Below are 24,934 nucleotides of genomic sequence, written 5' to 3' on the forward strand. Positions count from 1 at the left end.
GGGCTACAGTTTGAGGTTGCTGATATTTTGGAGCATTGTTGTACGGTCTACAGTTAATGTAAGTTTGATCTGATCAATGGTAATAGTGATTTGTTTCCTTTCGTTGTTATCGGCTCTTTGGTAGGATGGATCTAAACCGAGATTTTTGAGATCAGTGAGTATAAAAATGCCGCAAAGCTACAAACTTCGACATATTGTTCGTTTTTTCGCGACATATGTTATTGAATTAGGGATTTTTGTTTGCTATTTATCATATATTTATGTATAATCTATCGTGTTAAAAGATTGATTGTACGTAATATGCTGATGAGGGTGGGTTCATGACGCTGCTCGACAGTAACGAAAGCAAAAAGCGGATGTGCCAGATTTACAATGAAGTTTCAAAGGAACTGTTCGGCTTCGGGACCACGCTGTTGCGGGCCACCGTTGAGAACAACATTGTTACCTTTGTAGCGAAGCACCGGCGTTCTCCACGCTCGGCGGCATTGGAAGTGGAAGCCCCCGGCTTGAAGCTGGAAGTGGATTTCCGAATGTCCATGCTGTATAAGAAGAGACTTCGCGAGAAGCTGATTGAGGATATGGAGCTCGATATAGAAGCTTTACTGCGCGACTATGATTCAGCAACGCAGTGGGCCATTACGAACATCATACTGAAAGAATCCTAATAAAATTGGATATTCGGCTTTTCGCTTCGGATCTATCTGAGGGGAGAACCTGTTATAACGCACAGCGGGATCAACTTATTCTTTGTTTACGAAGAAAAGTATTCTTGTTTTACAAGAGTACTTTTCTTTTTTGTGTTATAAGGTGTGCAGAATAAAAAATAGGGGGAGTTTCATATGAAAAAGTGGTTTAAAGGATTTATGGCTGTGACCTTGGCATCTGTGGTACTGGCAGGTTGCGGCAGCAATGCTACTGGTGGCCAGACAGCTGGTAAAGATGGCTCAGCTGATGGGAAAAAGAAACTAGTTATTTCCACATGGGGCTTCTCCGAGGACTTCTTTAATAAAGAAGTGTACGAGCCATTTGAAAAGGCACATAACGTTGATATTGTTGTAGAAATCGGAAATAATGCCGAACGGTTGAACAAAATCAGCCAAGGCAGCACTGACGTCGATCTGATTTATCTGTCTGATTATTATGCCCAACAGGGAATTCAACAAGGGTTATTTGAGAAATTGGATCGCAGTAAGGTGCCGAACCTGAACCAAATTTACGATATTGCCAAAGCACCGCTGGGTGAGGAATATGGCCCTGCTTATACAGTCGGACGCCTCGGTATTGCCTATAATCCGGAGCTGGTGAAAAAGAACGTGACCTCCTGGGCCGACCTGTGGGGTCCTGAATTCAAAGGAAATGTGACTCTGCCGAATATTACGGCAACTGCTGGACCGATGATGGTAGATGCGGCTTCCAAAGTAGCGGGTAGCAAGGAATTTAATGAAGACCAAGCCTTCGGAAAACTGAAAGAGCTGAGCCCGAATATCGTTAAGTTTTATAGTAAAACGTCCGAATTCGTGAACATGTTTAGTCAGCAGGAAATTGCAGGCGGTCCGATTATGGAAATGTATTTCAAAGATTTGCAGGCTGCCGTGCCAGGGGCGAAATTCGTAGCTCCTAGTGAGGGTGCTTATGCAGTTATGAACACGATTAATGTAGTGAAAGGCTCCGACCAGAAGGAGCTGGCTGAGGAATTTATCAACTGGCAGCTGAGCAAGGAAGTTCAAGAAAAATCCGCCAAGGCAAAAGTTGATTCTCCGGTGAACACGCAGGTAGTACTATCCGGTGCGGATACTCAAGGAATTACGTACGGTACAGATGTAGTGAACAAGCTGACCAAGCTGGATATGAAATTCGTCAATGATCATATCAAGGCATGGACAGATCGCTGGAACCGGGAAGTTACACAATAATGAAAAAGATCATATTAGATGTAGATACAGGCATTGATGATGCGTTGGGTATTTTACTTGCGGCCAAAAGTGGTCAGCTGGATATTCAGGCGATTACTACGGTATGCGGTAATGTTTCACTTAAACAAGCAACATTGAATACTTGCAAAATCCTCAACTTGCTGGATAGACCGGATATCCCGGTCTATCCAGGGGCAGAGGCTCCATTAATACGTAAAGGATTGCACGAGCACCGTGTTCATGGAGAAGACGGTATTGGAGGCGCATTGAGTGGAGTAATCCCAGCCATCTCTGCATCCGAGGGTTTTGCACCGGATATCATCATTGATACCGTGATGGCTCATCCCGGAGAAGTGACGCTCCTTTGCACCGGGCCGCTCACCAATCTGGCGTTGGCGCTGCTGAAGCGTCCTGATCTGACGGATCACGTCCATGAGGTTATTTTTATGGGCGGTGTTATTCACGGGTGCGGCAATATTACACCTGTAGCGGAGTACAACATGTATGCTGATCCTGAAGCCGCACGGATCGTATTTCACGCGGGATTTGGCCGATTGGTACAGGTCGGTCTGGATGTAACACGCAAGGCGCTGCTGACTGCCGATCATATTGCTCGTTTGACCCGCCCAGAGATTCGCGATTATGTAGCTGAAAGCACGGCTATTTATACCAAGCGTTATGAAGAACGCAACGGGGTAAAAGCGTGTGCGCTTCATGATCCACTTGCTGTTGGGGTCGCGCTGAATTCGAGATTAGTAGATACCTCGCTGTTATATGTCGATGTGGAAACCTCCAGTCGCATATGTGACGGACAAACGGTAGGCGATGTGCAGAACCGCCTCAATCATAGTCCCAATATGAATGTGTGCGAACAGGTGGACAGTGAAGCTTTTCTGGAGCTGTTTATCCAGGTGCTGAACAAGGAATAACATTTTGATAACCGCAAGGAGCTACCCATGAAGAAAACATACTTGTATTGGCTGCTGCTGCCAGGTCTGCTCTTTCTGGCGGTGTTCATGGTCATTCCGATTGTGTTGACGATCGGTTCGACCTTCGTACAGAACAGCTCATTCACCTTAGAAGGCTATCTCCATTTCTTCAAGGATCCTTATTTTCTGAAAATATTGCTGACTACGCTGGAGGTCAGTGTCGTAACGACCCTCGTATGCGTATTGCTCGGTTTTCCGACGGCTTATTATATTTCACAAAAGGCCCCGCGTCGTAAAGGGATTTTGCTCGCGCTGGCTATCTTCCCCTTGTTGACGAGTCCTGTAGTCCGGTCATTCAGCTGGATGGTCATTTTGGGTCGCAAGGGGTTATTAAACAACGTGTTAATCAGCTTAGGACTCGTGGATGAGCCGCTGAATATTTTGTACACTCCGGCAGCGATGATTATTGGTCTGGTTCATTTGTTTTTACCGCTGATGATTATTTCACTGATTGGTGTGCTTGAGAATATCGACGGTGATCTTGTCCATGCTGCTCAGAGTCTTGGAGCCTCCAGATTCAGCGCATTCCGTAAAATTGTATTCCCGCTGTCTGTTCCAGGTCTGATCATTGGAAGCATTCTTGTTTTCGTGGGCAGCCTGACAGCTTATACGACCCCAGCATTGCTGGGAGGAAAACAGCGGGTTATCGCCACATTTTTGTATCAAAATGCAATGACGCTTAACGATTGGTTTTTAGCTTCTGTTATCGCAACAATTATGATTGCTATTACATTTATCGTGGTCGGTCTCTTAAATAAGGCGGCCCATAAACTCAATCCGAAGGGGTAGGTGGATATGCGGGAGAAACATTATGGACTAGGCTTCTTTAGCCTGCTGGTCTTCATCTTTCTGCTCGGTCCGCTGTTGATCATATCGGTCACTTCTTTCGAGCCGGGCACGGTATTAAAATTTCCTCCGCAGGGCTTTTCCTTGCGCTGGTATGAAAATATTTTTGAAGTGGATTTGTTTATGTCCACGTTTAAAACGTCGATTGTCGTCTCTCTGCTGGGCAATATCTTGGCGCTGCTCATCGGTATGCCAGCCGCTTATGCGCTTAGTCGGTTTTCGTTTCGTGGAAAGGATGCACTGAATGCCTTGTTCCTTTCCCCGTTGCTTATACCAGGTATTGTGCTTGGTTTTACACTGCTGCGCTATCTGATTATTGTGTATCATTTGCCAGTATACGCTGGACTTTTGATCGGACATACGGTGATTATGTTGCCGTTCATTATAAGGGTCATTGCATCCAGCTTGTCTACCTTTGATTTTGCGATTGAGGAAGCAGCGCTTAGTCTGGGAGCTGGACGGTTGAAAACCTTTTTCAAGGTAGTTCTACCCAACATCCGCTCAGGTATTATTGCGGCTATCCTGATTGCCTTTCTGGAATCATTCAACAATGTCGACATTTCCGTCTTCATGACAGGACCGGGCTTCAGCACCCTGCCTATTCAAATGCTGACTTACGTCGAAAATTATTTTGATCCGACGATTGCAGCGATTTCGGTTATGCTGATGATTTTAACGGGTATCCTGATGTTCTTGATCGAACGACTGATGGGATTGTCTTACTTCACTAAAAGGTAATGGAGGCTTCAACCTTATGGCACTGCTTACTCTGGATCGCGTTTCGGTCGCTTATGACAACCAATTGATCTTGCAGGATTTCGATTTGCAGCTCGAACGAGGACAATTGCTCTCGTTGCTCGGACCGAGTGGTTGTGGCAAAACGACTACGCTTCGTCTTATTGCAGGATTTCTCGAAGCTAAACAGGGAACATTTTTGTTTGGTGATAAAGATTATACCCGGGTTCCAGTGAACAAACGGAACTTCGGGTTTGTATTTCAAAGTTATGCGCTTTTCCCGCATTTGTCGGTTTTTGATAATGTCGCCTTTGGTTTGCGGTTGCGTAAAGTAAAAGAAGATGATGTAAAACGACGCGTTATGACTATGCTGGATACGGTTAGCCTGGGGGGATTCGAAAAGCGTTTCCCCGGCGAATTATCTGGCGGGCAGCGTCAACGTGTCGCAATTGCACGAGCGCTTGTAATTGAGCCTGATCTGCTGTTGTTTGATGAACCTCTGAGTAACTTGGATGCTAACCTGCGTGTGAATATGCGCGTAGAAATCCGCCGTATTCAACAGGAGCTGGGCATCACCACCGTGTATGTATCGCACGATCAGGAGGAATGTTTTTCGATTTCTGACCAGGTTGCGATTATGAATAAGGGGAACATCGAGCAATTAGATGCTCCATCGACCATTTTTAAATATCCGGCGACCGAATTTGTTGCCCGTTTTATCGGGTTTAATAATTTTCTAAACTTTGACGAGCGTACGGAAGAAGGAGAACGTATTCGACTGAATACAGGCGACCTTTCGTTCAGTGTAGTGCGTAATCAGGGCACAGTCCAAGCGGGTGCTCGTCAAGGGGCTATTCGCCCGGATGATTTGGTCATTCGAACAGAAGGCAACGAGACAGGGGAAAATGAGCTTCCCGGTATTATTAAGGTAAGTACTTACCTGGGGCGTAGCTATCAGTATGTGGTAGAGACGGCGAAGGGGAACTTTACGGCTAATCAGGAAATGGATACGCCTTACTTGAGTGGTCAACGGGTTACCTTGCATTTTCCGGCAGATAAAATGGTGCTGGTCCAATAATCAGCGGGTTCGATGAAGGAGATACATCATGCGTGCAGACAAAATGATTTTACAAGTTAAGGTGTACAATAGTTACTACAAGACGTTCGAGGAAGGCAATGTGGCTATACTTGACGGCAAGTTTATGTATATCGGTCAGCGTGGTCTGGAATCTTTTGAGGCTGCTGAAATTGTCGAAGGGCACGGGAAATATATGATTCCCGGCCTGATCGACATCCATTTGCATATCGAAAGCACAATGGTGACCCCAGCAACCTTTTCCTATGGGCTCATTCGCAATGGGGTCACGACCATTGTACCGGAACCGCATGAAATGGCGAATGTGTTCGGATTGGAAGGCATTCAGGAAATGATGGAGGCCAGCAAGGACTGCGTGGCTGATATGTTTTACGGGATTCCTAGCTCTGTTCCGGCAACGCCTTTGGAAACCTCAGGGGGCGAGATTGATATCCCTGAGATTGATGCTTTGTTGCAAACAGGTGAGATGATCTGCCTGGGTGAAATTATGAACTATGTGGATGTCATTCGTGATCCGGAAAGCAAGACGAACCGCATCTTGCGACATGTTCGTGAGCACTACCCGGAACTGATCATTGAAGGCCATACGCCGCAGTTGCTTGATCTGGATCTGCATCAGTTGATCTATGCAGGAATAGGCTCAGACCATACCCACCAGAGTATTGAAGGTATGAAGGCAAGGATGGCAGCCGGGATGTTTATTGAAATCCAGGAAAAATCCATGACTCCTGAGGTAATGGACTATCTCATTCAGGAGAACGTGGCACAACATTTTTGCTTCGTAACGGATGATGTAATGCCGGATTCCTTCGTAGAGCGAGGACATCTGAACCATATTGTAAGTAAAGCGATCGGAATGGGTATGAAGCCTGAGGATGCGATTTATGCAGCTACATTTACTCCTGCCGCACGGATGCGCATGCATGACCGCGGGACAATCGCGCCAGGGAAAATAGCTGACTTTGTACTGTTATCGGATCTGGAGCAGTTTGAGGTAGAGCAGGTCTATAAGGATGGTCATAAGGTATTTGATAAATTTGAGGAATACCACCAGGCACAGGTAAAATGCCGTTTCCCCGAACACTTTTATCAAAGTGTAAAGCTTAATCCGCTTACAGAGCAGGATTTTACTGTGAAGCTGGATGTAGCTGATGGCACACATTCATGCCGAATTATGATGGTCAAGGATGGATCAACTTTTACAAGCGAACGAATTGCACCTGCTCAAGTAGAGCAGGGTGAACTGGTGTGGGAACAGGGTGAACATGGACTCATCGCTACGTTTGAGCGGTATGGCAAGAACGGCAACCGTGCTTACGGTTTGATCGGGGGAGATACGATTAAACGCGGGGCGGTGGCTACCACCTATTCGCACGATAATCATAACCTGTTGGTCGTGGGGCATAACAAGCAAGATATGATATTGGCCGCGAATACGGTTTTATCGAGCCAAGGGGGCTTTTGCGTAGTTGAAAATGGCAAGGTGCTGTCCCATTTACCGTTAACGGTGGGTGGAATTTTGACAGAGGGACCGCTGGAAATGGTGGCTGCCCATGTGAAGGAGCTGCGTTCAGCCTTGCTGTCGCTGGGATATCGTCATTACAATCCAATCATGTCGCTGAGTACTCATTCTTTGCCAGTTAGTCCGGCTTTAAAAATTACCGATCACGGTTTGATTGATGTAAACGCAGGCAAGGTTGTACCCTTGATTGTGAACCCTTCGGAAATACAAGAATAATAGTAGAGCCATCCCGCTGTGGGTGGCTCTTTTTTGTCTTGGTTAGACTATTGAGTTCAGCTCCGATTGGTATGGAGCATTCCCTGACAATCAATTCATGCAATCTTCATAATTTAACCATAATAAAGCCTTGCAAAACAGATAGATAGTGTTATAATTAAAACAAGATTTAGATTAAGTCTAAATTAATTGCTAAATATTTTTTAGGTTCACGCATGGGATTTGGAAGAAAATCAGACACTACGGCTAGCGAGTATCCAAGCATCACTCCAACTATATTATGAATAATAACGAGAGGGGATTTTACACATGAGTACATTAAATCATACGAACGCACCTACACAAGAGGCTATTCAAGAACTGCACAAGGCTTTGAACCGTCACGTGGCTACCTGGTCTGTACTGTACACGAAGCTGCATTATTTTCACTGGTATGTGAAAGGACCTAATTTCTTCACACTGCATGCCAAATTCGAGGAGCTTTATAATGAAGCAACAGCTAATCTGGATACTATTGCTGAGCGTTTGTTGGCGATCGGTGGTCGCCCTGCTGCAACCTTGAAAGAGCATTTGCAACTGTCAGCTATTCAGGAGTCCGCAGGCGAGCAGACAGCTGATGATATGGTGAAGTCCGTTATAGCTGATTTTAAAACAATTACTGTTGAACTGGCGAATGGTATGGAAGCAGCAGAAGCGGCACAGGATAAAGCGACAGAGGATCTTCTGAATGGCTTGAGAGAAGAGGTCGATAAACATATCTGGATGCTTACCGCATATTTGGGATAAGTTTCTGGGGGCGATTTCCACGAATATGGAGATCAGGTGAACAAGATATACATCCCGTTGGTTCCAGCCTGCTACTGGAGTATAATGACGGAGAAGCATGGAAGACCACAGGCTCATGGGCAAGCGAGCTACCGGGATGGGGTGTAGTTATGGAAGGGAAACAACAGCTTTCGCAAGAAGCAGAGCAGTTTATATATGCATGTTATGAGGAGCTGGGCCGAGGTCGCGATGATGCGGAGGCCCGGCTCCTTGATATTCGTCATGACATAGAGACTACTGGAACGTACGAGCACACTTACGAAGAGTTGAAGCACGGGGCACTTATGGCTTGGCGGAATAGTAATCGTTGTATCGGTCGCTTATTTTGGGACAAGCTCTTAGTTAGGGATGCACGTGGAGCATCAGACGCGACGCAAATCGTTCACGAGCTATTGGAGCATATCCGTATAGGAACGAACGGCGGTAAAATTAAGCCTACGCTTACTGTATTTCGCGCCTCCCAGCCGGGACAGCCGAATATTCGTATTTGGAACCATCAGCTTATTCGCTACGCTGGCTATGAAACGGATCAAGGGATCATCGGAGATCCAATCTCAGTCGATTTTACCAATGCTTGTAGGGGAATGGGGTGGCAAGGAGCGATGACTGCTTTCGATATATTGCCACTGGTTGTCGAAGTGGGGGGGCAGCCTCCTGAGCTCTTTGATATTCCTGAGCATTTGGTGATGGAGGTGCCTATTGAGCATCCGGAACTCTCAAGTATAACCTCTCTGGGATTACGTTGGTATGCTGTGCCTATGATTTCGGATATGACGCTGGAGATTGGCGGTATCGTCTATACAGCAGCTCCATTTAACGGATGGTATATGGAAACGGAAATCGGGGCCCGTAATTTTGCGGATCCCTTCAGATATAATATGCTGCCACAAGTGGCAAAACTGATGGGGCTGGATACGACGAGTGAAACAACGCTATGGCGTGATCGGGCGCTGGTGGAGCTAAACATTGCTGTGCTGCATTCTTTTAAAAAGGCGGGGGTTAGCATTGTTGACCATCATACCGCAGCAGCACAATTCAAATTATTTGAGGAACGGGAATCCGAGGCTGGTCGTGCGCTGACAGGTAATTGGACGTGGCTGATCCCACCATTATCCCCAGCAACCACGCATATTTTTCATAGTTCTTACGATAATCGGCTTGTGAAGCCGAATTTCGGAGTTCAGGAAAAGCCATATATGACAAGACAGGCTAATACATCAATAGAAACAGCGCTGGCACAAAAGCCGCAAGGATGCCCTTTTCATTCTTCATAATCTAACGGGGGACTGATTGCTGGATCAGGACTCCGGTTTATCCCATACAACGATCAATAGCGTCGCGATTGGTCCTATCAGTAGTGAGAGCGCAAACCAGTTAATCCCGCTCCGATTTTTGGTCTGTGCCAGAGCCGGCATTAATCAGGGCAAGCGTTCCCCAACCTATATAATAATCTTCTGGCATGGTATTCTCCTTTGTAAAAAGGTATAATATCGTACTGTGTATTGTATGAGCACACTCATAATTTCATAAGTTTTATCGTAAATATAACTTTATATATCTTGGTTTGAGGAGCGAAGCTAAGTTGGAGAGAAATCAGGCAGAGCGCATTGTCGCTGAGCTTTTGGAACGAGCTGCTGTAGGCGTAACAGTCAAGCTGGAGAAACGTTTTCCTGGTGGACGGCTGATTGGGGGCAAATATGCCATGCATGCTCACACCATTACCATGTATACGGATGTTATTGAAACACAATGCTTACAGATGTTCGGCAGCGCGGATCGTGTTGAGGAGTATTTTACGGTTGTGCTTGCGCATGAGATCGGGCACGCCGCCGATACTGAATTAGAGGGTCTCTCCGATGCGATGGAGCAAGAGAACAGCATCGGGACCCGGCAACGGCTAGCGCTGCAAATTGAGGAAAACGCATGGAACTATGCGCTTCGACTGGTGCCTGAAATAGAAGCGCCGTTTATTTCTGCCGTAATAGACGAGTCACTGCTTGCCTATCGAGTCCCGGTTATGGAGCAGTCTGACATTGCATAATATGAATGATTCCAGAGCCGTCAGGCTCTTTTCTATTATTAGAACTAACGAGATGGACGGAATAATTTAAAGAAGTAGCTTTTTAAGCTGTGACACGCGCCCTTGAGACAATTCCAGCATTTCAGCTAAGTCTTTTTGGGATACATTAGGGTGCTCCTCCATGAGCTGCTTTAGTTTATTCAGGAGCTCATTCTGGTTTCTGTAGCTCCTTCTTTTCTTCGGCTGGGCAGGATGTTCTTCACTCAAATGGCTGGAAGGATTGTCGCTCTTCAGGTTTTCAATACAACTTTTGCAGATCAGATGATCTCTGAAATAGCTTAAATGATCAACGGCACCACAAAAGTAACAAGAAACCCCCGTATACTTGCGAATCATCAGTCCCTCTGGTGTAATAAAAAAATCAAGGGCATCTCCAATATTAATATTCATAGATGTGCGCAGTTCTTTGGGTAGCACAATGCGTCCCAAATGGTCTAATGGTCGTGTCATTCCTGTGTTCTTCATCATTTTTCCCCTTTCTTGGAATGCGCTTATGGTTGCAAGAAATGTATGTTATGTATGCTGGAAGTACAAAGCGCTTATATTACAGTTTGTTTTGGTATAGCTATGCTAAAACAAAGCTCCGGCATGACGAACAATTACGTCTGCCGGAGCCTGATACAGCCAATGGATCTAAGATGTCATGTCGAATTACTGTGGGTTGGTTGTCCAAATACCGGCTACTTTTAATTGAACTCGTGGGGGCAACTTCAATGCAGCTAAGGTCAGGTCGGCCAAATCCTGCGGCTGAAGCATGCGGTCCTCGTCACCAATAGGCAATCCCGCGTTTGCCGCCAACTCTGTATTGACCGTGCTTGGCGTCAGCGCGGTGACACGAATGTTGGATTTGCGAACTTCCTGCATCAGTGCTTCCGTGAAGCCCATCAAAGCAAACTTGGATGCGCAATAGGCCGAGCCTGTTGCAAACCCTCGTTCCCCTGCTGTGGAGGAAATGTTAATAATGTTTCCGCTCTGTTGAGCTAGCATGCTTGGAAGAGCAGCGTGTGTAACATAATAGGTTCCCATCAGGTTTACGCGAATAATACGTTCCCACTCTTCAGGGTCCATATCTGCGACTGTGCCGAAGGTAGCGATGCCTGCATTGTTGATCAAAATATCAACGACACCCAGCTCGTGCTCCAGTGAAGCTACAGCGGCAGCGGCCTGTGCTCGATCCGATATATCTGCAACAGCACTCACCACTTTTACGCCGTATGTACTCCCCAGTGAATCCTGCAGCTTTTGCAGGTCGCTCAATGTGCGAGAGATTAACCCCAGATTAACGCCTTCCTTGGCCAAGGTTTCGGCAATTGCCTTACCAATTCCTTTGCTGGCTCCTGTAATAATGGCTGTCTTATTCTTAAGTTCCATCCAGTCTCCTCCTTATTAAATATAATGTAGTTGTGCATCTGAGCACATGGTTTCATTATACTAGGTTGAACTCCTCGAACCAAACTTTGACCCGATGAGGCATCGTGTAACCGCCCTCTATTTGGAAATATGAATATCGCCTGAAGTGGTTTCGACCTTGATTACGCTCACGGCACCGGGGACAGATTCGGGCGTATTTATGCTTCCAGAGTCAGAGTGAACATTATAGACACCTTTAAAATCGGGAGCCTGCTTAATATTTACGTCACCGGAATCAGAATTCACTTCCAGGTTGGATGCGGTGCTTTGTGTAATATTAGAATGGCCTGAGGTTAGGGAAAGATGGCCGTTACCGCTATAGTCGCGGAGAGTGACATCTCCTGAAGTAAGCTTTAGCTCCATATCTGCTGTAAGCTGATGGGCTATAAAGTTGCCAGATGTTAGATTGGCGAGCAGATGGGAACTTCGGAGGTTTGTGATTTCGGCAGTACCTGAAGTAGCAGCGATAGAAGTATTCTTCACAGAGGCATCTTGAAGCTTTACATTTCCTGAATGTGCATCTATCTGAAGATCAGCTAGGGTTTCCCCAGAAGGCATCTCTACAGTTATCGTCTGATCCAAATCAGGAGTGATCGAAAAGAATGACAAGGAAGGGGCCGGCTCCGATTGAATGGTAAGCTTACCGTTCTCAATTTGGGCATTATGAATTTGGTCGGCGACTTTTGTCTGAACTTCTCCACTAATGCGTATTTTACCTTGGTCACCAGAGCCAGGAGTAAACAAAATAGAGACATCATCAGAACTGTCCACTTTCAGGTTTTGAAGCTGACCACGTGTAAACGTCCATTCTTTGTTAATCTTCATGACTTGTTGACTCCATGGGGCACCGTAGGCCACCATGCCGGCTGCACCGATGACAATGCACAGACCTGCTGCAATAAACCACTTTTTATTCATGTTGTTAGTAAGCTCCCCTCAGGGTAATCTGATTCCATTTCCAGTATTGAACTGTGCCTTTTACCATAAGGAGCAGGAGATAACGTACTCCAGGCAACAGCAATAGCCCCATACCCGTTAACGTGATGGAGAAAAAGAATTTAGTCGGGTAAAAGGTGCTGTTAAGCGCATAATCCGTGACGGCCAGAAGAGAGGCTGCAACGAAAGTGACCGCTACTATGGTCAATGAAGCCCATACTGCCCATAGGGTAGCCATCATTGGGATGGAGATCAACAAATTAAGAAACAGCAGCCCTAAGAACGTAAAAAGGTTGCGTGCGAAGCTACCTTGGCGAAGTGGAGGAGAAACGTTCCAGTCTACATTGGTAACTTCTTTCAATGCTTCTTGGGCAATATCCTCTGGATTACCTAGCTGATAAGCAATCTCGGTTTCGCTTTGTCCATTGACCAAGCCGTAGTCAAAATGCTGGCTCAAATCACTAAGTAGTTCACGGCGTACCTCTGCAGGGAGAGGAGAAAGACGCTGCTCCACCTCTGTAAGAAACTGTTTTCTATTCATCGGAATTTCCTTCCTCCAGTAGGCTTGCGACATGATGGACAAAATCATTCCATTCCCGTGTCAGCATTTTTGTATAATGGCTACCGGTATCGGTCAGCCGATAATATTTACGGGGGGGACCCTCGGTCGATTCCTGTAAATACGTTGTGCAGTATCCTTCGGATACCAGGCGGCGGAGCAGTGGATATAGGGCTCCTTCTGCTACTTCAATATGACGGGAGACGGCTTGAGCCAACTCGTAGCCATAGCGGTCTCTACGTCCAATTAGAACTAGAACGCATAGTTCCAGTACCCCTTTTTTGAATTGGATGTTCACATTCACGAGCGATGCTCCCTTCCTGATGTAATCATAATTCATAGGTGTCGATCGGAATAAGGGGAAGAAACGTGTGTTTGTGCTTAATTTGTCACGGGTACTAATTATAGAACAATAGACAGGTATAATTTAACATCATGTACTGATTAATGCAAGGTACTAAATTTTTAATAATAAAACTTCGAGTCCAAATGGGCTGATTTTCTTTCTTGAAGGCTTACATGGATAGCGAATCTTGTAGAATAAAGTAGTCTTATCTGGAAATTCCTCGATTTCGACAGGGCCCAATAACCGGATGTTGCTTTAATTTTATTCATTAAAATGATAAATTGTAAAGGATTCAATAGAGTTAAAGATTACCTATGACAAAGAGGTGGATAAAGGATGGGCTGGAAACACTGGTACAGAGAACTGGAACTGGATGATGAGACTTGGGATGTATCTGAGGAGATTGTTCTGCGTGGTGTAGTGCAACTTGATTTTTGCGGGCAGCCATCGGAGATAGAAGTCGAATTTATCGTGGGAGCTGACTCTGAAGAACAGGCACAAGCTATAGAAGAACCTACGGAGCTTCAGAAAAAGACATGGGAGAAGTATATGGCATGCTCGTCAGTCATTCATCCTCAAGTGTTGGAGTCCATACACCATTATTATGTAGGCATCGTGGAAAAGTATCGGAAGGCATACATCTCATGGGGAGAGGACCCTAATGAATTTGCGCCTTATGTGGAGCGACCAGAGCAATTGCTGGATCGAATACAGGCCGTATCTATGCTGATTTCCGACTCATCGGAACAGGATGAGCTATATTTGAATTTTAGCTGTTCCTGGGATCGAGAACATGGCTTAGGCGTACACCTGAAACAGATGAAAGTCAATCGTATTCAAGGTGCATATACATTATATGACTTGGAATAAGTCCCTCTTCTGGTCTTGAATAGTAAGACCGGAAGAGGGAAGAGGATATGGTTAACAGAACAGGATGGCGCGAATGGATACGAAAAGAATATTAGTTGGGTACAGACAGCGTGGCTCGGGCTGCTTGAGCGGCCTGTACCATTTGCCGCAATGCGGCAACAGATTCTTCTTTGGTGCGGGTTTTCAGACCACAGTCTGGATTAACCCAGAACAAATCCGACGGCAGCACACGCAAGGCGCGCTGGATCATGCCTAGCATTTCTGATACATCAGGGATGCGCGGACTGTGAATATCGTATACACCCAGACCGATGCCCTTGTCGTAAATCTGATCCTCAAAGCTAGCAATCAGTTCACCGTGGCTACGAGAGGTTTCAATAGAAATTACGTCGGCATCCATGTCTGAAATGGACTGGATCATCTCCTGGAATTCGGAATAGCACATGTGCGTATGGATTTGGGTCGCAGGCTGAGCGGTGGCCGTGGTCACAAGGAAGGCTTGAACCGCCCAATCCAGATAGGCTTGCTGTTGCTCTTTTTTTAACGGAAGCCCTTCGCGAATTGCGGGTTCATCTACTTGAATCATGCGGATGCCCGCTTGTTCGAGTGCCTCTACTTCGGCCCGTAATGCCAGTGCCAACTGCAAAGCAACTTGCCTGCGTGGAATATCATTGCGTTCGAAGGACCAGTTCAAAATGGTCACAGGACCTGTAAGCATTCCTTTAACTGGCTTGGAGGTTAACGATTGGGCAAATGCCGTCTCCTCCACGGTCATAGGTTGATCGAACGACACATCTCCGTAAATAATTGGCGGTTTGACACAGCGGGAGCCGTAGGATTGCACCCATCCGTTCTGTGTAAAAGCAAAGCCTTTGAGCTTTTCGCCAAAAAACTCTACCATGTCAGTCCGCTCAAATTCCCCATGTACAAGCACATCAATGCCAATGTCCTCTTGAATATCAATCCATTCCTTAATCTGCTGTTGGATAAACGTCCGATATTGCTCGCCAGACCATTCACCTTTGCGATAGTGCAGACGGGCCTTGCGGATCTCGGCCGTTTGCGGGAAGCTGCCGATGGTTGTCGTAGGCAGTGGGGGCAGCTTCAGCTTGTTTTGCTGAATTACACGACGCTCGGCGAAAGGAACGCTGCGTGACAGAGGCTCTTTTGCCAGCAGGTCGGCCAGATCGGCAGCTGTCTGTACCCTTGCCGCTGAGCTGTTGAAGCGGGCTACCGCCTCTGCACTTTGCTCAAGCATGGCAAGTGCAGAGGGATCGTGCTTGCCAAGTGCAGCCGTCAAGATCGCGATTTCCTCCAGCTTTTCATCAGCAAAGGCTAGTGCATGCACCAGCTCTCGGTCCAGCTTGTGCTCTGCATCCAGACTGACTGGCACATGCAGCAGACTGCACGATGGAAGCACGATAAGCTGTGTGGCGGGGATCTGTTCTGCTAACTGGCTCAACAGCGCAGCCACGGCATTCAGGTCGCTGCGCCATATATTGCGCCCGTCAATGACACCAGCGCCTAGCGTTTTGTCTTTGGGGAAGCCATGCCGCGATATATGCTGAAGATTTTCACCATCATCGTATACAAAATCAAGACCCAGTCCCTGTACCGGAAGTTTAGTCAGGCGCTCATAATGATCCAGGCTACCAAAGTAGGTTTGCAGCATGATATTCAAGGAGGGTGCAGCTTGGGTCAAAGCTTCATAGACCTCCTGAATTATCTCCAGATCCTCTACCGGGAATGAGGTGGTCAGGACAGGTTCATCGATTTGAACCCATTGGACGCCTTCAGCGGCTAGTTCTGACAGAACTTGGGCGTATAAAGGCAGGAAGGTTCGTATAATAGCGCCTAGATCCTTACGATTATAACCTTTAGATAAAACAACAAATGAATAGGGACCGATAAGAACTGGTTTACCGTCAATGCCTAACTCTTGCTTTGCTTCACGATAAGCCAGTAAGGGTTTATTTTCAGTCAGCACCGGAGCCACGTTTGCCAATTCGGGAACGATATAGTGGTAATTCGTATTCATCCACTTAGTCATTTCACTGGCGGTAGCCCCTTTTTGCCCACGTGCGATCCCGAAATACACGGACAGAGGAACCGGACCTGCGGGACGATAATTGAACCGTTCGGGTACGAGACCGAACATCACGGATGTATCCAGCATGTGATCGTAATAGGAGAAATCGCCGACAGGAATGCGGTCAATGCCTTTGTCGCGCTGTTTGCTCAGATGCTCCAGACGCAATCTCTTCATCTCACGATGCAGTTCGCTTTCGTCAATACTGCCCTGCCAGAAGCGTTCCAGTGCTTTCTTCCATTCCCGATTTCCGCCGATACGCGGATAACCCAGATTACTACTGCTTAAACCGGACAATGAAGGCTGTTCATTAATAGACATGTATTGTTTCCTCCTAAGGCGTAGCCAGTTTATTTTTACGTACCAAAAAAGGCATTCCGTCCCCAAAGCTAAAAATAAGTAGGGGAAAGAATGCCTCCGTGATTAAAATTCAAAAATACGGCGACTGCTCTTAACACCTCCCTATCTTCCGTAGGTACTGCGATGTTGTTAAAATAGGCAGGTCTCCTGACTTACGGATCATGACGTTCAGCATCCCTTCCCGGTCTGTGGACCAGTGGGTGTTAAGCAGCTGAACATTCCCCGTTTACAGTGGCGGGACCGTCCCGGATTTGCACCGGCTTCCCTTTTAAGTCTGAGCTGGATTAGAACAGACACCTATTTCCAAGCTATGCGATTAGGTATGACGAATAATTATGCACTCGTATACTTGTTCACCATCATAAGTGAAACTCACGGGATGTGCAATAGAAACCGTAAGCGAAATGAGTGTGGAATCAGTTAGATATATCAAAAAAAGACAAGCCCAACTCATCGCGGAAGCTTGTCTTTTTTGCATTATAGGGCATCTTGTTAAGTAGCACTTCGCCTCTAAGCTAATGAAACGGTGTAACCTGCTTGTACACTGGCTTTCACATCTACCAGACGCTGATTACGACTGCCCCGAAAGGGGAGGGTCAGGTCTTTTTGCTGTTCAACAAAACGACCGTCCACAATCACATCACACAAAAGAGCTAGCTCCTGTCGTTCCTGATCCAGGAGCAGCTCCTCGTAAACAAAGCCCGTGTAGGCCCATACAGTTCGGTCCGGACAAGCTGTGCGGAAGTCACGCACAAATTGCGAACATTCTGCTGCTGAGAAAAAAGGGTCTCCCCCGCAGAGAGTCAGTCCATCCAACAACGGGTTATCCATGATATCACGGATGACCTCCTGTTGACGTTCGGGCGTGAATGGCTCCCCTGCGCGAAAGCTCCATGAAGCTGGGTTAAAGCAACCAGGACAGGCATGGCGGCAACCGCTAATGAATACAACGGTGCGCAGGCCGTATCCTTCATTTAGAGATTCCGGAATATAGCCGCACAAATTCACTTATGCTTCACCCGATCGCGAACTTCGGCTTGCTTGGCAGCATTGAAACGAACCGTATAATCTCCTGTCAGATATCCGGTTACCCGACGCAAACGCTGAAAGTGCGTGTGTTCCTCATCTGTGCCGCATTGAGGACAGCTTGTCCCGATAATTCCTTCATAGCCGCATTCCGTACAACGATCCACCGGATGGTTGATGGAGAAGTAGCCGATGTTCTGATGCAGCGCATACTGAACAATTTTAAGAAACGCATCCGGGTTATTCCGCGCATTACCGTCCAGCTCGATGTATGAAATTGCACCAGCATTACATAGATTATGAAACGGAGCCTCCAAGCTGATTTTACGAGCAGCAGGGAGCTTGTAATACACCGGAATGTGGAAGGAATTCGTGTAATATTCCCGGTCATTGACCTCAGGGATAATTCCGAAGTCACGTTGATCGAGCAATGTGAACTTGCCCGACAGACCTTCGGCAGGTGTCGCGAACAATGTAATATTTAGATTATAGTGTTCACTCATTCGATCACAATACATGCGCATGGAAGTGATGATTCGCTGTGCTTCACGGTATACAGCATCATCTTCCCCGTGATGTTTTCCATATAATGCTTTCATGCACTCAGCCAGCCCAATAAAACCAATCGAAAGTGTACCGTGCTTTAGGAGACTTCCTACCTTCTCATCAGGTTCCAGTTTTTCTCCGCCTTCCCATACCCCTTCGCGCATCATAAAGTCCGAAGCTTTGGCTGGCTGGCTGGTCTGGATATGATAGCGATGGATTAGACCGTCTACTGCAATCCGCATAACCTCTTCTAATTTCGCATCAAAGCGATCCCGGTCAGGTGTCAGACGTTTGCCTGTACAAATGCCATATTCAATCCCAAGCCGCACCAGATTAATGGTATTAAATGAGAGATTGCCTTTGCCGCTCTGACGGTTTCTTCCGAAACGGTCAGAAATGGTGCGGGTACGGCAGCCCATCGTGGCAATGATGGTATCCGGGTCATCTGCGCGGTAATAAGGCAGGTTGAAGGTAGCATCCACATTCACAAAATTGGGATACATCCGCTTGCTGGAGCACTCGACCGCCTTTAAGAACAGATCGTAGTTGACATCGCCCTCTGCCTGGTTGACTCCCTCTTTACATTGGAAAATATGCTGTGGAAAAATAGGAGTTTCCCCGCTTCCGAGTCCGCGAATTGTGGCTTCCAGCAGAGATTGCGAAACAAGCCGGCCTTCAGCAGACGTACACATCCCGTAATTCAGTGAAGTGAACGGAATTTGCCCCCCTGCCCGACTGCTCATAGTGTTCAGGTTATGAATGAGCGACTCAGCAGCCTGCCGGGTTTCTGTTTCCGTTTCCTCACAGGCGAATGAATACGAACGAGGACAGACTTCTTGCAGATGGGTATTGGCTAAATGCAGTTCGTCATCAGACCAACTGGAGTCTATTTCTTCCTCGAACAGTCGGAGTCCTTGGCGTAGGTGCTTGCGGAAGGAACGGGCAACGTATGGGGCAAGGTCCCAATCTATTTTATTGGCAGAGACACCACCGAATTGGCTATTTTGCTGAGACTGGAATATGATGGCGACCAGGGCCATCGCAGACATAATCGTTTGCGGTGTGCGCACGGAGCCATTGCCTGTATTAAAACCGTCTTGCAGTAAACGACCAAAAGGGATGAAGATACAATTTGTAGTTCCGAGCGCATATTGGTCCAAATCGTGAACATATACATACCCTTGGTCGATGGCATCCCTCAATTCAGATGGAAGCACACGCAGACGCGCATACCATTTGGCATATTCCGAGCCGAGCTTGCTCATTTTGCCGCTGAACGATTCTCCATTTAAATTCGCATTCTCCCGCAGCATGTCCAGATCTTGTGCCCCAATGACCCGCTCGCCGATGTCGTATAATTGATGTTCTTCCAGCACCTTCATCGTAAAACCCTCCATATAGTAAAAAATATATATTTTTCACAAAAACAACATATTGATAATATCTAGTGATAACCAATTGTTTCGATCTATATATTGTATATACGTAAACATTGAGAGTATGTGACTATTGTCACATTGATAGAAGCGGAAGGCATAAAAAGGCCAGGTATAGAATAAGGGACACATCCACAGATATGCGCCTTACTCTATACCTGGCCACCGCCATTGCGACGAAATAAGTAGGCTTGCAAGTACATAGTATATAATATTGGAATATCAATTTTTAGAAGGTTCAGAGCAGCTTTTTCAGTTGGGATACCCGGCCTTGGGAAATATCGAGCATTTCTGCATACGCTTTTTGTGGCAGATCCGGATGTTCCTGAATCAGCTTGCGGAGCTTTTTTACCATTTCACCTTGCTGCACTCTGGATTGCTTAGGTTGCCAGGTTGTGCTCGTTTGGGGCGGTTTTGTATGCTCTTGAGCCTGGAGGGCATCATTGCCTGTGGCATGGACATATTCATCGCTCTTTAATAACTGGATGCAATCAGCGCAAATAAAGCTGTCCCGAAAATAAGTTAAATGATCCACTGCGCCGCAAAATTTGCAGGAAACACCTGTGTATTTCCTTAATACAAATCCTTCTTCATCTACGAAGAATTCAAGCGAATCCCCGATATTGATGTCCATTGTGGTGCGCATTTCCTTAGGCAGTACGATTCGCCCCAACTGGTCTAGAGGCCGTGTCATTCCCGTATTTTTCATCAGCGCTTCCTCCTTCAATGAGATATCCTGATTATACCAAAAAATATTATTTTTAGCTTTACATATGAAAGGGAAAATGCAATTTTTTTCTTTATGCTGCGTTTTACCTTTCATCCAATTTAGGATGATTTCGGTATTGTCGCCGGTGTACTCCTTTTTCGCTATAATATATTAAAACGCTTTCATAAAAGGACTTATTAGTATCATAATTAAGTTAAGGAGATGGCGGATTTGAGTCATGAAACAACGGGTATCGAATATTTATTTCAAAATCCGAAAATTCACCTGGACGAGCGTGTACGGGATCTCGTGTCGCGACTAACCTTAGAGGAAAAGATTGAATCCATGCTACAGTACCAGCCGGCTATTGAACGTTTGGGGGTTGCAGCCTACAAGCACGGTACGGAAGCGGCACACGGGATCGCCTGGTTGGGGGAGGCAACTTCCTCTCCTCAGCCTGTAGGGTTGGCGTGTACGTGGGATACGGAGTTAATGCGTCAAATCGGCTCTGTTACATGAATACAGTGAGTGTGGCTGAGCTTCGGTGCTGCGCGTCAGGCAACAGCCGTGATGCAGCAATCGAGCTGCATTTGGATACACTGGACAGCCAAGCCGTAGCACGTATGAACGTAGGCAATACAGGAGGAGCACAAGCATGGGTGACGCTCTCCGAAGGGCTACCGTCAGTCTCCGTTATCCGTGATGTGTATCTATCGCTCTGTGGGGAAGTGCGATTAGGTCATTTTACTTTGGGTGCTAGCAATCCAGAGGGTTCCGGCTTTCAGGCTTGAACTTATATGTGACATCACGTACAATGCATTCAACGAAGTTCATACAGCTTAGGGGTGTCATCTCATTTGAATAGTGAAAAAAGACTACGCACCGCAACGCCCAAATGGCTTGGAATTGCGGTAAAGGCGCTTGTCTATTTGGAAAAACACGGCGAGCTTTGTGCCAGTGGTTCCATTGCCCGCTCCATTGATTGCGAAGTTACTTTGGTGCGCAGGGTGCTGACGCGGCTTGTGCAGGCCAATTTGATTGCAGCACGTGAAGGGCGCGAGGGAGGCTATGTGCTTACCCGTTCAGCGGATCATATTACACTTGCCGACATATACCACGCCATTGAAATATGTGATCCCATTTTCCCGGGTATGATGCATGAACCGGAGACCAACCCTTTTTGTGAGGAGTTGGCGACGGCCGTATCCGAAATTTTAGCTGAGAGCGAACAACGCATGCTGGAGGTATGGGAATCTTATACGCTTGCTTCGCTCGCCAAGCGTACATCACTTGTGTTGGGAAATTGCAGTCATACTAACGATCAGGATGTAAACTCCTCTGCCAAAAGTGATTAATATGTTTTCGTTTAAAAGGATAATAGCCGATACAACGCTCGAAAGAGGGTTGTATCGGCTATTTCTGTGTAAGGGTCTGCCTCAAATTATATTTCATATGAGCAAACCCGGTTACGTCCTGCTTTTTTAGCTTCATATAGTGCTTTGTCTGCCTGTTCCAGCAGGGCCGCTCCGGATATATCTTCTCCTGTACCAGGGAAGGTGGTCACCCCGATGGACACTGTAACCCTAAGGATGAGCCCGTCCGCCAAAACAAATTCATACTGATTTACTCCACTAAGAATCTGATTAGCTATGCGTAGCGCTTGCCGAAAAGCGCAATTTGGCAAAAGTACGGTGAATTCCTCTCCCCCGCTGCGGGTGACTACATCATTAGCACGGCACTTTTCCATTAAAATCTGCCCAAGCTGACGCAGCACGGCATCGCCTGCAGCATGTCCGTAGGTATCATTTACTTCCTTGAAGTGGTCAATATCCAACACCAGTACAGATAAGTGCTCATGCCGTTGACGAGCTTGAGGAAGCTCCTCCTCCAATGAGAATTCAAGCTGCCTTCGGTTGCTTAAATTGGTGAGATGGTCTGTATAGGAGGTACGCTCCAGACGGAGTAATAGCTCGTTGGAAGTATTGATAGACTCAGCAATGAGGTACAGAAGACATCCACCAACCATCGAAATGAAGAACTGGAGCGGATAAACATGCAGAACATCGTCAAGATCTCTCAAATTAACCATGAGGGAACAAAATATAAAGCCCAAAGCAAAAATGTTCATCATAATCAGCTTGGGCAAACGTGACCACGACAAATGTGACAGTATAGCGCACCCCAGACCGGCAAGCAGCATAAAAACAGCGCCTACGATGGATTGATTGTTGATACCAAACAGCAAGAGTCTGCCTACACATATAAAAAGTGTTGCCATAAGCGCAGCAGGGCCGCCAATATAGGTCGCGGTAGCTACGATAGCCAGATGACGAAGATCAGCAATGGTATTAAACCCTACTGGAATAGAGTAGTACATGATGACAATGCCGTAGCACCCAAAAAGAGCGCCTCCAATCCAGTGCACCTTTCGCGTTAAGGTGTGTAGACGGATTTTATATCTCTGCGAAATAAGACCGGTTATGTACAAAAAGGTGACTAGGATACAGGTGTTTACAAAAAACGTACTGAACAAGATGATAACCCTCCCGAGAGGCATATTCCTTCATTTTATCAAAAAGAACTGACATTAGGCTTAAAAAAACAAAAAAATTTATTGGAATTTATTACGTTGGGTTGACTTGAACGTTTTGATTACGTGCGTGGTGCATAACTAGGAAGAGATTGAGCATACTCCAAAGATACAATAATTAGGAAATAGGTAGTGTACTGCTACCATTTTGGAGATGAGGTTTGCTCATGATTCGCTATCCCTATCGCAAACATAATAGAAAATCGGGTGTGGATAAGAAGAATGGAAATTCTCCGCGCTTTTTAAAAATAGAGACTTGTTTGGAAACCAACTTGCAGCAAATTAAGGAATTGACGTCAGATAGCCCGGACTTTCTGATTCGCCGCTTTAAAGTGGGCCTCAGGGCGGATGTTCCCGCCGCTATTGTGTTTCTGGATAGTATGGCCAAGACGGATACAGTGAATGAACTCATCATGAAATCCATGCTTAGCAGCCCATCTGCTGAAGTGGCCGCTGAGGTCGAGAGCGCAGAAGCGCTGTACACAAAAATACAGAGTCACGCGCTTGCGCTGGGAGAAGTGAAGGATTGCGATGATTGGAGTTCCATGATGAAACAACTAATAATGGGGGACACGATCATCCTATTAGAAGGCTGTGAAAAAGCGATTGCGTGCGGTACGCGTGGAGGAGAGACACGCGCGGTCAGTGAGCCAACCACCCAGACAGTCGTCAGAGGACCAAAAGAGGGGTTTGTGGAATCCCTGTTCACGAATATTTCTCTGGTTCGGCGCCGGATTAAAAGCTCCGATCTTACACTGGAGATGTTCCAAGTGGGAAGCACGTCCCTCACAAATGTAGCGATGCTGTACATGAAGAATATTGCAAATCCACGCGTCGTAGATGAGGTTCGTAAACGGGTAGAAAGCATCAATATTGACGCAATTTTTGAGTCCGGCATGGTTGAGGAGATGATACAGGAAAATCATTTCACTCCATTTCCGACGATCTTTAACACGGAAAGACCCGATACCATCAGCAGCAATATTATGGAGGGCCGAGTGGCGCTCATTATAGACGGAAATCCGTTTGTATTAGTGATGCCCACAATATTTGCTCAATTTTTTCAGAATTCTTCGGATTATGAAGAGCGTTACGATATGGCGACGGTGGTTCGCCTCATTAGATATATCAGCTTCATTATTCTTATTCTGGGGCCTTCTCTCTACATTGCCTTAACAACATATCATTATGAAATGATACCGACTCCATTGCTGATCAGCATATTGGCTCAGCGGGAATCCGTTCCTTTTCCGGCATTTCTAGAGGCGCTAATTCTGGAGGTCACCTTTGAGATTTTGCGTGAGGCGGGTATTCGAATGCCCCGTGCAGGTGGTCAAACGGTATCCGTTATAGGAGCGCTTGTGTTGGGACAAGCGGCCGTGGAAGCCGGAATTGTCACCCCGCTGCTCACGATTGTAGTAGCCCTGACAGGGATAGCCAGTTTCGCAATTCCAGCCTATAACATGGCGGTAGCCGGGAGATTGTGCCGATTTATTTTCATGATACTGTCTGCGTCCATGGGCCTATACGGCATTACATTGGGGTTGATTGCACTAATTGCCCATATGAACAGTCTGAGTTCGTTCGGGGTGCCCTACATGGCGCCTTTCAGTCCTTTTGTGCTGGAGAGTCAAAAGGATGCCGTATTGCGACTCCCATTCTGGATGATGAAGAAACGACCTAAAAGCATTACGTCTAATAATGAGAAACGAATGAAGGATGGAAGCGGGATTTCCCCTTCTGATAAAACCACACCGATGCAGGAGGGGGGCAATCAGGGTGTATCAGGGGAAGAGGAATGAACAAAGCGCAGTAACGTTTAAGAGAAGAATAGG

The 24,934-nt window shown here is 46.5% G+C and carries 24 protein-coding genes, 1 pseudogene and 1 riboswitch; of the genes and pseudogenes, 15 read left to right on the forward strand and 10 right to left on the reverse strand.

Annotated elements, in window-relative coordinates; all coding sequences use genetic code 11:
• The first annotated feature begins 320 nt into the window (after positions 1-320).
• From AC5V8P_RS08000 to AC5V8P_RS08045, 10 genes are all read left to right on the forward strand, one after another.
• The gene (locus AC5V8P_RS08000; protein WP_013373571.1) at positions 321-665 is read left to right on the forward strand and encodes a hypothetical protein; all 345 of its coding nucleotides are present in this window, start codon (positions 321-323) and stop codon (positions 663-665) included.
• A gap of 174 nt (positions 666-839) precedes the next feature.
• On the forward strand, positions 840-1,913 hold the full coding sequence (locus tag AC5V8P_RS08005) for an ABC transporter substrate-binding protein (RefSeq protein ID WP_063207041.1): 1,074 nt from the start codon (positions 840-842) through the stop codon (positions 1,911-1,913).
• Positions 1,913-2,842, forward strand: a complete 930-nt coding sequence (locus tag AC5V8P_RS08010; protein ID WP_064797688.1) for a nucleoside hydrolase — start codon at positions 1,913-1,915, stop codon at positions 2,840-2,842. Before AC5V8P_RS08005 ends, AC5V8P_RS08010 begins: the two co-directional genes overlap by 1 nt.
• 27 nt (positions 2,843-2,869) lie before the next feature.
• Entirely contained in the window at positions 2,870-3,691 is an 822-nt protein-coding gene (locus AC5V8P_RS08015; protein WP_016822759.1) for an ABC transporter permease, read from the forward strand.
• Between the two features lie 6 nt (positions 3,692-3,697).
• Positions 3,698-4,486, forward strand: coding sequence for an ABC transporter permease (locus AC5V8P_RS08020; RefSeq protein ID WP_064797689.1), 789 nt, complete (start codon positions 3,698-3,700; stop codon positions 4,484-4,486).
• Between the two features lie 16 nt (positions 4,487-4,502).
• On the forward strand, positions 4,503-5,561 hold the full coding sequence (locus AC5V8P_RS08025; protein ID WP_064797690.1) for an ABC transporter ATP-binding protein: 1,059 nt from the start codon (positions 4,503-4,505) through the stop codon (positions 5,559-5,561).
• 28 nt (positions 5,562-5,589) lie between these two features.
• Positions 5,590-7,317, forward strand: a complete 1,728-nt coding sequence (locus tag AC5V8P_RS08030; protein WP_064797691.1) for an adenine deaminase C-terminal domain-containing protein — start codon at positions 5,590-5,592, stop codon at positions 7,315-7,317.
• Positions 7,318-7,626: 309 nt separating this feature from the next.
• Positions 7,627-8,103: a Dps family protein gene (locus tag AC5V8P_RS08035; RefSeq protein WP_064797692.1), complete on the forward strand. Its 477-nt coding sequence runs from the start codon at positions 7,627-7,629 to the stop codon at positions 8,101-8,103.
• Positions 8,104-8,252: 149 nt separating this feature from the next.
• Positions 8,253-9,416: a nitric oxide synthase oxygenase gene (locus tag AC5V8P_RS08040; RefSeq protein WP_064797693.1), complete on the forward strand. Its 1,164-nt coding sequence runs from the start codon at positions 8,253-8,255 to the stop codon at positions 9,414-9,416.
• Positions 9,417-9,724: 308 nt separating this feature from the next.
• Positions 9,725-10,183, forward strand: a complete 459-nt coding sequence (locus AC5V8P_RS08045; RefSeq protein WP_064797694.1) for a hypothetical protein — start codon at positions 9,725-9,727, stop codon at positions 10,181-10,183.
• A 66-nt stretch (positions 10,184-10,249) separates the two neighbouring features.
• Here AC5V8P_RS08045 and AC5V8P_RS08050 read toward each other — a convergent pair whose 3' ends face one another.
• From AC5V8P_RS08050 to AC5V8P_RS08070, 5 genes are all read right to left on the reverse strand, one after another.
• Positions 10,250-10,687 (reverse strand): AbrB/MazE/SpoVT family DNA-binding domain-containing protein, encoded by a 438-nt coding sequence (locus AC5V8P_RS08050; protein WP_063213749.1) that lies wholly within the window; start codon positions 10,685-10,687, stop codon positions 10,250-10,252.
• 186 nt (positions 10,688-10,873) lie between these two features.
• Positions 10,874-11,593 carry a 3-ketoacyl-ACP reductase gene (locus AC5V8P_RS08055; protein WP_064797695.1) on the reverse strand — a complete coding sequence of 240 codons (720 nt, stop codon included), beginning with the start codon at positions 11,591-11,593 and terminating at the stop codon, positions 10,874-10,876.
• A gap of 117 nt (positions 11,594-11,710) precedes the next feature.
• Positions 11,711-12,550 carry a DUF4097 family beta strand repeat-containing protein gene (locus AC5V8P_RS08060; RefSeq protein ID WP_064797696.1) on the reverse strand — a complete coding sequence of 280 codons (840 nt, stop codon included), beginning with the start codon at positions 12,548-12,550 and terminating at the stop codon, positions 11,711-11,713.
• Between the two features lie 4 nt (positions 12,551-12,554).
• Positions 12,555-13,109, reverse strand: coding sequence for a DUF1700 domain-containing protein (locus AC5V8P_RS08065; RefSeq protein WP_064797697.1), 555 nt, complete (start codon positions 13,107-13,109; stop codon positions 12,555-12,557).
• Entirely contained in the window at positions 13,102-13,431 is a 330-nt protein-coding gene (locus tag AC5V8P_RS08070; protein WP_063213753.1) for a PadR family transcriptional regulator, read from the reverse strand. Before AC5V8P_RS08070 ends, AC5V8P_RS08065 begins: the two co-directional genes overlap by 8 nt.
• Positions 13,432-13,809: 378 nt before the next feature.
• Between AC5V8P_RS08070 and AC5V8P_RS08075 the strand changes: the two genes are divergently transcribed.
• A complete protein-coding gene (locus AC5V8P_RS08075; RefSeq protein ID WP_064797698.1) occupies positions 13,810-14,343 on the forward strand; it encodes a DUF6985 domain-containing protein in 534 nt (177 codons plus the stop codon).
• A 91-nt stretch (positions 14,344-14,434) separates the two neighbouring features.
• Here AC5V8P_RS08075 and metE read toward each other — a convergent pair whose 3' ends face one another.
• The 4 genes from metE to AC5V8P_RS08095 form a co-directional block, all read right to left on the reverse strand.
• Positions 14,435-16,753, reverse strand: coding sequence for a 5-methyltetrahydropteroyltriglutamate--homocysteine S-methyltransferase (metE, locus tag AC5V8P_RS08080; RefSeq protein ID WP_064797699.1), 2,319 nt, complete (start codon positions 16,751-16,753; stop codon positions 14,435-14,437).
• A 159-nt stretch (positions 16,754-16,912) separates the two neighbouring features.
• A riboswitch (cobalamin riboswitch) is annotated at positions 16,913-17,108 on the reverse strand.
• A gap of 194 nt (positions 17,109-17,302) precedes the next feature.
• Positions 17,303-17,800 (reverse strand): anaerobic ribonucleoside-triphosphate reductase activating protein, encoded by a 498-nt coding sequence (gene nrdG, locus AC5V8P_RS08085; protein WP_064797700.1) that lies wholly within the window; start codon positions 17,798-17,800, stop codon positions 17,303-17,305.
• A complete protein-coding gene (locus AC5V8P_RS08090; protein ID WP_064797701.1) occupies positions 17,797-19,746 on the reverse strand; it encodes an anaerobic ribonucleoside triphosphate reductase in 1,950 nt (649 codons plus the stop codon). The genes nrdG and AC5V8P_RS08090 overlap by 4 nt, the downstream gene beginning before the upstream one ends.
• 292 nt (positions 19,747-20,038) lie before the next feature.
• Entirely contained in the window at positions 20,039-20,509 is a 471-nt protein-coding gene (locus AC5V8P_RS08095; protein ID WP_064797702.1) for an AbrB/MazE/SpoVT family DNA-binding domain-containing protein, read from the reverse strand.
• Positions 20,510-20,740: 231 nt separating this feature from the next.
• On the opposite strand from AC5V8P_RS08095, the pseudogene AC5V8P_RS08100 reads away from it, so the two are divergent.
• The 3 genes and pseudogenes from AC5V8P_RS08100 to AC5V8P_RS08110 all read left to right on the forward strand — a co-directional run.
• Positions 20,741-21,022: pseudogene (locus AC5V8P_RS08100) on the forward strand (hypothetical protein); the annotation flags it as partial.
• Positions 21,023-21,024: 2 nt separating this feature from the next.
• Positions 21,025-21,300: a carbohydrate-binding protein gene (locus AC5V8P_RS08105; protein WP_064797704.1), complete on the forward strand. Its 276-nt coding sequence runs from the start codon at positions 21,025-21,027 to the stop codon at positions 21,298-21,300.
• Between the two features lie 66 nt (positions 21,301-21,366).
• Positions 21,367-21,864, forward strand: a complete 498-nt coding sequence (locus AC5V8P_RS08110; protein ID WP_064797705.1) for an Rrf2 family transcriptional regulator — start codon at positions 21,367-21,369, stop codon at positions 21,862-21,864.
• Between the two features lie 86 nt (positions 21,865-21,950).
• Here the strand turns inward: AC5V8P_RS08110 and AC5V8P_RS08115 are convergent, their stop codons facing one another.
• The gene (locus AC5V8P_RS08115) at positions 21,951-23,042 is read right to left on the reverse strand and encodes a diguanylate cyclase (protein ID WP_064797706.1); all 1,092 of its coding nucleotides are present in this window, start codon (positions 23,040-23,042) and stop codon (positions 21,951-21,953) included.
• A gap of 224 nt (positions 23,043-23,266) precedes the next feature.
• Between AC5V8P_RS08115 and AC5V8P_RS08120 the strand changes: the two genes are divergently transcribed.
• Entirely contained in the window at positions 23,267-24,901 is a 1,635-nt protein-coding gene (locus tag AC5V8P_RS08120; protein WP_064797707.1) for a spore germination protein, read from the forward strand.
• Positions 24,902-24,934: the final 33 nt, after the last annotated feature.

The sequence above is a fragment of the Paenibacillus sp. N119s genome, assembly GCF_059447605.1.